The organism is Jezberella sp., assembly GCF_964834465.1.
Window position 1 is genome coordinate 110,667 of the sequence record NZ_CBAZRM010000013.1, and the last position, 6,246, is coordinate 116,912.

The window sequence follows — 6,246 nt, forward strand, 5'->3', positions numbered from 1 at the left end:
ATGCCTGAGCCTATTTCAATAGCGCTTTCACCTTCCTTCTGAGCGAAGGTAAAACCTCTACCTCAAACCAAGGATTTTTCTTTAGCCAAATATTGTTTCTGGGGCTTGGATGTGGCAAAGGAATTGCCTTAGGCCAATAGCTCTTCCACGCCACGACTGTTTCAGTCAAATTCGCTTTATTGCTTTTGTCTAAATGCCATGCTTGAGCGTATTGACCAACAACAATGGTTAGCTTGATATTGGGTAGTCGCTCCAACAGTTTGACTCGCCATGTAGCAGCACATTCTGGTCTTGGAGGTAGGTCGCCTGATTTACCTGTCCCAGGAAAACAAAAGCCCATTGGCATCAAAGCAATCCTGCTATCGTCATAAAAGACTTCCTTATCAATGCCCATCCACTCCCTAAGACGGTCACCACTTGGATCATTGAATGGGATTCCTGTTTCATGAACTCGGCTACCAGGCGCCTGACCCACGATGAGGATGTTGGCCGCGCTACTGACCTGAATAATGGGTCTTGGGCCCAGCGGTAAATGCTCGGTACACAAGGTACAAGAGCGGATTTCTTGAACGAGCCTGGCGAGAGTTTGCGTCATGTCAAATTTAGTTTGATCTTTCTCGTAGTTCACTTAAGGATTGAAGGGACCTGACTCTAGAAAGGCTGATGATAATTGCCTGAACAGAAAAGCCTGCGACGACCACCAGCAAGCTGGCTAAATCTGAAAAAGTCTCGCCTACTAAGCCACCCAGCAAAGCGCCTATCGGGCGAGCGCCCGTACCCGCCACGATGTTGATGGCGGTGACTCGCCCCATCAAGGTGTTGGGGGTGACACTCTGGCGGAGTGTGGTGGAAGTGATGGTCCAGATGATTGGGCCGAATCCGAAAAGAAAATATGACAAGCCAGCCACTGCGGACGTTGGCCAAAAATGAGTAGCCGCCATGACAGCCGCTGCCAAAACCGAGAAAAATGGCCCCAGCAATATGGCATTGCCAAATGCAATGCGAGCCACAATTTTGGATGCCATGAGTGATCCGAAAATCATGCCAGCGCCATAACACGCTAGTGTGAGGCCAACCGCACTCGAACTCATGCCCAAGGTGCGAATGGCATATGGAACATAGATGGCTTGCAACACAAACCAAGAGATATTCCACGCCACAGAAGTGAACAAAATGGGTCGTAAAAGTTCATGGGTCCAAACAAAATGGGCCCCGTCTTTGAGCTCTAGCCAAGGATGTCTGTCTGGTGCTGCTTGTCTGGCCGGCTCTTTGATTTGATTTAAAAAACCTACGGCAGCCAAAGAGAGCATGAAAGACAAAACGAAGGACGTCGAAGCGCCCATCCAGGCGATGAGGGCCCCCGCCAAGGCTGGGCCACCCGCAAATGCCATACTCCTTGCCAGCTCCAAGCGGCCATTGGCTTTGGCCAAATTTTCTCTATTGACCAGTGCGGGCACCAAAGAAGGTGCACTGACACTGAAGCCAACCGTTCCCACAGCCGCAAAAAATCCGACAGCCGCTAACAAGGGCAAGCTGATTTGATCAAGCAGCAGGCCAGCAATTAAGACCATCAAGGCAAGCACCCGAAGTATTTCGGAAAGGAGCATGAGCTTTCTGCGCGACATGCTATCGGCCAACAAACCCAATGGCATGGAGAACAGCAAAAAAGGCAATGACTGGACTGCGGCAAGCACACCAATTTGTCCGGGACCAGCCTGAAGCATGAGCACAGCCACAATGGGCACAGCAGCCAAGGTCAACTGCTCTGCAGATTGAGCCAATAAATTCGAGATCGCCAGCTTGTGAAAAGCTGGCGGGAGTGGGTCGTGAATGCTGCTGGGCACCTGCCCCTGAACGCTCAACGCTGAGCCTCGCTGGCTTTGTCGGTTGAGCTTTTCAAGCCTGCTAAGAGTGCTTTGTAGATGGCACGCAGTTGGCTTGTGCTTTTGATAATTGACATTTATATACTTCCCATCGTTTCCCAAACAAATATATTGTTCTTCTTTTTATCACCCCGACGCTTCTTGCCAACGTAACTATCGTCTTTTATCACTGGGTGAGCGCGAACGCTAGGGTTTTTAAGTAATCAGATGGTGGCCCGAGGCGGAATCGACCAGGGCTTGAGGATGTTCGATCCAAATCGTTCAGGGTTTACTCATAGTGATAGCGACAAGCAATAATGACTAACTGGTCTTTTTCAATCGCATAGACTAAGCGATTGACATCGTCTATGCGTCTAGACCATAAACCAGATAGATTCTCTTTAAGTGCTTCGGGTTTACCAATTCCATCTTCTGGCGATCGCATAGTTTCTTTGACCAATAGATTGATGCGTTTGAGCGTTTTCTTGTCCTGCCCTTGCCAATAAACATAGTCAGACCATGCGGCATTAGTCCACACGAGCTTACTTAGCATCTACCAAAGCCTTTGGCTTGACTTGCCCCTTACGGTACTGCGCCAATGATTTCTCCAGATGTTTTACGTTCGCAGGAGATTTCATTAAATGGAATGTTTCCATCATGCTGTTGTAGGTATCCAACGACATGACAACTGCGTCCTCGGCATCCCTGCGAGAGATAATGGCCACGTCGCAATCTGCCACGACTTGATCAATAACTTGCTTGAATTGGTTTCTGGCATCAGAAAAATTAATAACCCGCATGATTGACTCGAAGTTGTCTTGTAAGTTGTACAAGTATACAGAAGGTGGATTTTTAGTACAAGCCATCGCACCCCCAGGTGGTCAGCTAGGATCTTGGTGATTGATTGCTCGATATACCGAAATAAGACTCCAATCCAGCATAGCCGCGCTTCGTAATACTAAGGCTTCGGCTATTCAGGTCTTTAGTAACCCACTTGTTATTCAAGAAAAATGTTAACAAGGTAGCCCCAATTGTTCCGCCTAAGTGGAAACGCCTTTCGCTCCAATCAAGACAGGCGCATACCAAAGCTCTGCGGGACGCTGGCGGTAGTGACGTTTCAACGCCCAAAGCGTTAAGCGAAACCACTCCGAAATCAGTTAGTTGATAATTTGATTTTTTCTTCGAAGTTTTTGTTATCCAGTCGAGGTCAATTAGCCGATCATGCAATTCAACTGCGAAAGTACCAGCCATGTGGTCGTAGCAAGTTCTTGCCGCTCGAAGTGATTTAGGTGTGTTTGGCTCATATTTCCTGAGCGAACTTTCACTTATAACCATTAATGCTTCTAGCGCGTGGGCGACTTGTTCATCCGCGAGTTGAAAATATCGATGTCGCCCTTGAATTACCTCTGTTACTAAACTACGTGCTTTTAGTTTTGTAATATGAGAACTTGCCGTGGATGGGGTAACTTCTCCAATCAACGCCAACTCTGTGCTGGTTCTAGCACGGCCATCCATTAAGCAGCAGAGCATTCGCGACCGAGTTGGATCAGCTATTGCTGCCGCTACGATAGAAATATCGACGTTTAATACTTTGCTATCCATGGTTTGACCGTGATCGAAGCATTATTGCGATACAAAGAATATTATGGCAACTTTAATAAATCAAGGTTGCCGCTATGCAAACAACTAAACAAACGGCGCTGGCTACTAGTAAAGCAGTTGATATCTTCTTGCTTATACTGCTTTCAACACTTTGGGGTGCCTCTTATACTTTTATCCGCGTAGGTGTTGAGACTATTCCTCCTGTAACACTTATCGCGGCAAGGACGTTGATTGCAGGCTTACTATTAATTGGGTGGATGTCAGTATCTGGTGTAGCTATGCCTCGTAGCTGGGCTGTATGGAAGCGACTATTCGTACAGGCTTCTTTGAATAGTGTGATCCCATTCACCTTGATTGCTTGGGCTGAGCAATACGTTGAAGCCGGCGTAGCGACAATTTTGAACTCAACTGCTCCGGTCTTTGTTTTTTTTGTCACATGGTTTTTAACAAAACACGAGGCCGTAACGACTAGAAAACTAGTCGGCGTCATGGCAGGGCTATTGGGAATATGTCTGATCATCGGATTTAGTGCACTTAACGGCCTTGGAGACCAAGTGCTTCCGCAGCTGGCGATTGTTGCTGCGACTATTTGCTATGCGGGTGCTGCCATATACGGCCGTTCATTTCAAGGCTTATCGCCTTTAGTCCCTGCTGCTGGTTCCTTAATTGCCGGTGCAATAGTACTTATACCGATCAGTTTGATTTTTGATCGACCATGGGCGTTACAGCCGTCTTTTAATTCGACAGCCGCCTTATTGATGTTGTCCGTATTTTCCACCGCGATTGCGTTTGTGATCTATTTTCGACTAGTCCAGACTCTTGGTTCGGTCGGTACGACATCGCAAGCGTATCTTCGTGTGCCTATCGGTGTAGCAATTGGGGCTATTTTTCTAGGTGAGTCTTTGTCACCAACAATATGGATGGGTCTTGGCTGTGTGGTCATAGGTGTAGCCGCAATGACGATTCCTGCTCGAAAATAAAGTCCGTCAATTACATACTGGCCCACCTTTCGAACTGTCGTGTAACACGACACTTATGATTTAACCGTCCCGTAACTAGACGTTTCAGGTTTTGTCCGTTCAAAAGGACGTCGCCAACCTGTAAACAATGTGCTCGGTATAAAACTGAGTAAAACAAGCCCAGAAATGCAATCCCCCGTTAATGGGGTAGAGCCGAATACTGCTCATCCCCCGTTAATGGGGTAGAGCCAGGTTTTTTAGGAAATCAGATGGTGGCCCGGGGCGGAATCGAACCACCGACACAAGACTGCTTTATGCTAAGCCCCAGCCTTGCGAAGGAAATTAATTATGAAAAAACTGGTTATCACCATTGTAACGATGCTCATTTCCGGCCTATCGATAGCTGAAATTATTCAAGTTCCAGGGTCTGATCCTGAAACTACAACTGCCTATTGGTCTAGCCTAAATTCGAAAGCAGTACTAATTTTCATGCCTGGCGGTGATGGAAGCTTTAATATTGCCGCGAAAAATCCAGCAAAACCATCTTGGGTATTATCTAAGCTCTATGATGCGAGCCAGAAAAGCTCTGGTCTGGATTTTGTATTTGTAGATAGCCCATACTCTCTTGGTATGCGTGGTGGAAATATTGCCCCTAGGTACTCAAAAGACCACCTGTCTCGTATACTCAACGTAATTCAATTCTACAAAGAGAAAACCAATAAGCCACTTTATCTTATTGGCCATAGTAATGGAGCCATTAGCGAAGCAGAGTTTTTAAATCAATCGCCCAACAATCAAAAGCTTTTAGCAGGCATTATTTTCAGCGGCAGTCGCAACGAAACGAGCGTCGATGGTCCACTTAATATTCCAGTTTTAGTTTTACATCACGAAGATGATGCGAATGGAAGATGGACCTCATATTCAAACGCTGAAAACCTATATAAAAAGATTAAGACTTTTAATGGAGGTCCCACACAATTCTCAGCCGTTCATGGAGGTGAATCTGGGGGAGATCCATCCACCAGTGGCCACCATATGTATGAAGGGTCTTTTGATGAAGCGGCAAATTACATCTGGAACTTCATATTCAAACAAAATTTGCCTAAATGAAAAAACCACCGAAGGTGGTTTAGTGTAGTGCCCGACACACAGTTTACGTTTTATACCGGACACATACTTTACAGTTTTGGCATAGGAGGGGACCACTATGCCTTGGACGGAAAGTACGAAAATGGACGAAAAACTAAGATTTGTGTCTAGATTTCTGGATGGGGAGTCGATTTCTGCTCTGTGCCGAGAGTTTGGTATTTCTCGGGTAACAGGGCACAAAATCGTCGATCGGTACAAAGAGTCTGGAATGAAGGCCTTTACCGACCGCAGTCGAAAACCCTTTCGACAGGCGAACCGGCTGCCCTTTCAGATTGAAAAACTCATTGTGCAGGTCAAGAAAGAGTTTCCGACTTGGGGTGCGCCAAAGATCCGAGAGCGGATTCATACGCATTATCCAGATGTCGCCTTGCCCGCCAAGAGCACCGTTCACGCCGTGCTCGATCGTAACGGCTTGGTGACAAAGAAGCGGCGCAGACGAACTCGTTTGGAAGGCACTCCATTATCGGATACCCACGTGCCCAACACACTCTGGTGTACAGACTACAAGGGTGAGTTCATGTTGGGTAACAAAAATTATTGTTACCCCTTAACCGTGACGGACTATGCCTCTCGCTTTTTAATCTGTTGTGAGGGCCTCGAGAGTACGCGAGAAGCAGATGCCTTTGGCGTCTTCGAGAGACTGTTCAAAGAGTATGGGTTGCCGAACAATATCC

8 protein-coding genes are annotated in these 6,246 nt (G+C 46.9%); 3 read left to right on the plus strand and 5 right to left on the minus strand.

Translation table 11 applies throughout. The annotated features are described in order from the left end of the window. Nucleotides 1–10: 10 nt before the first annotated feature. The 5 genes from AC1W8Y_RS11675 to AC1W8Y_RS11695 all read right to left on the minus strand — a co-directional run bounded on the left by AC1W8Y_RS11675 (nt 11) and on the right by AC1W8Y_RS11695 (nt 3,464). The gene (locus tag AC1W8Y_RS11675; protein ID WP_482014651.1) at nt 11–595 is read right to left on the minus strand and encodes a uracil-DNA glycosylase family protein; all 585 of its coding nucleotides are present in this window, start codon (nt 593–595) and stop codon (nt 11–13) included. Nucleotides 596–602: 7 nt separating this feature from the next. Continuing rightward, nucleotides 603–1,862: an MFS transporter gene (locus AC1W8Y_RS11680; protein ID WP_482014652.1), complete on the minus strand. Its 1,260-nt coding sequence runs from the start codon at nt 1,860–1,862 to the stop codon at nt 603–605. 289 nt (nt 1,863–2,151) lie between these two features. Beyond that, nucleotides 2,152–2,415 (minus strand): Txe/YoeB family addiction module toxin, encoded by a 264-nt coding sequence (locus AC1W8Y_RS11685; RefSeq protein ID WP_482014653.1) that lies wholly within the window; start codon nt 2,413–2,415, stop codon nt 2,152–2,154. Further along, nucleotides 2,405–2,662, minus strand: a complete 258-nt coding sequence (locus AC1W8Y_RS11690; RefSeq protein ID WP_482014654.1) for a type II toxin-antitoxin system Phd/YefM family antitoxin — start codon at nt 2,660–2,662, stop codon at nt 2,405–2,407. The genes AC1W8Y_RS11685 and AC1W8Y_RS11690 overlap by 11 nt, the downstream gene beginning before the upstream one ends. An 85-nt stretch (nt 2,663–2,747) precedes the next feature. After that, nucleotides 2,748–3,464, minus strand: coding sequence for an ArsR/SmtB family transcription factor (locus AC1W8Y_RS11695; protein ID WP_482014655.1), 717 nt, complete (start codon nt 3,462–3,464; stop codon nt 2,748–2,750). Nucleotides 3,465–3,538: 74 nt separating this feature from the next. Between AC1W8Y_RS11695 and AC1W8Y_RS11700 the strand changes: the two genes are divergently transcribed. The 3 genes from AC1W8Y_RS11700 to AC1W8Y_RS11710 all read left to right on the plus strand — a co-directional run. Further along, complete coding sequence (locus AC1W8Y_RS11700) at nt 3,539–4,444, plus strand: DMT family transporter (protein ID WP_482014656.1); 906 nt, start codon at nt 3,539–3,541, stop codon at nt 4,442–4,444. A gap of 327 nt (nt 4,445–4,771) precedes the next feature. After that, nucleotides 4,772–5,533 (plus strand): alpha/beta hydrolase family protein, encoded by a 762-nt coding sequence (locus tag AC1W8Y_RS11705; RefSeq protein WP_482014657.1) that lies wholly within the window; start codon nt 4,772–4,774, stop codon nt 5,531–5,533. A gap of 121 nt (nt 5,534–5,654) precedes the next feature. Beyond that, nucleotides 5,655–6,246: helix-turn-helix domain-containing protein (locus tag AC1W8Y_RS11710; RefSeq protein WP_482014658.1), on the plus strand; the 592-nt coding region annotated here is incomplete at its 3' end.

Coding starts and splice junctions, on each gene's coding strand:
- AC1W8Y_RS11675 (WP_482014651.1), bottom strand. CDS start 595: ATGACGCAAACTCTCGCCAGGCTCGTTCAAGAAATCCGCTCTTGTACC.
- AC1W8Y_RS11685 (WP_482014653.1), bottom strand. CDS start 2,415: ATGCTAAGTAAGCTCGTGTGGACTAATGCCGCATGGTCTGACTATGTT.
- AC1W8Y_RS11690 (WP_482014654.1), bottom strand. CDS start 2,662: ATGCGGGTTATTAATTTTTCTGATGCCAGAAACCAATTCAAGCAAGTT.
- AC1W8Y_RS11695 (WP_482014655.1), bottom strand. CDS start 3,464: ATGGATAGCAAAGTATTAAACGTCGATATTTCTATCGTAGCGGCAGCA.
- AC1W8Y_RS11700 (WP_482014656.1), top strand. CDS start 3,539: ATGCAAACAACTAAACAAACGGCGCTGGCTACTAGTAAAGCAGTTGAT.
- AC1W8Y_RS11705 (WP_482014657.1), top strand. CDS start 4,772: ATGAAAAAACTGGTTATCACCATTGTAACGATGCTCATTTCCGGCCTA.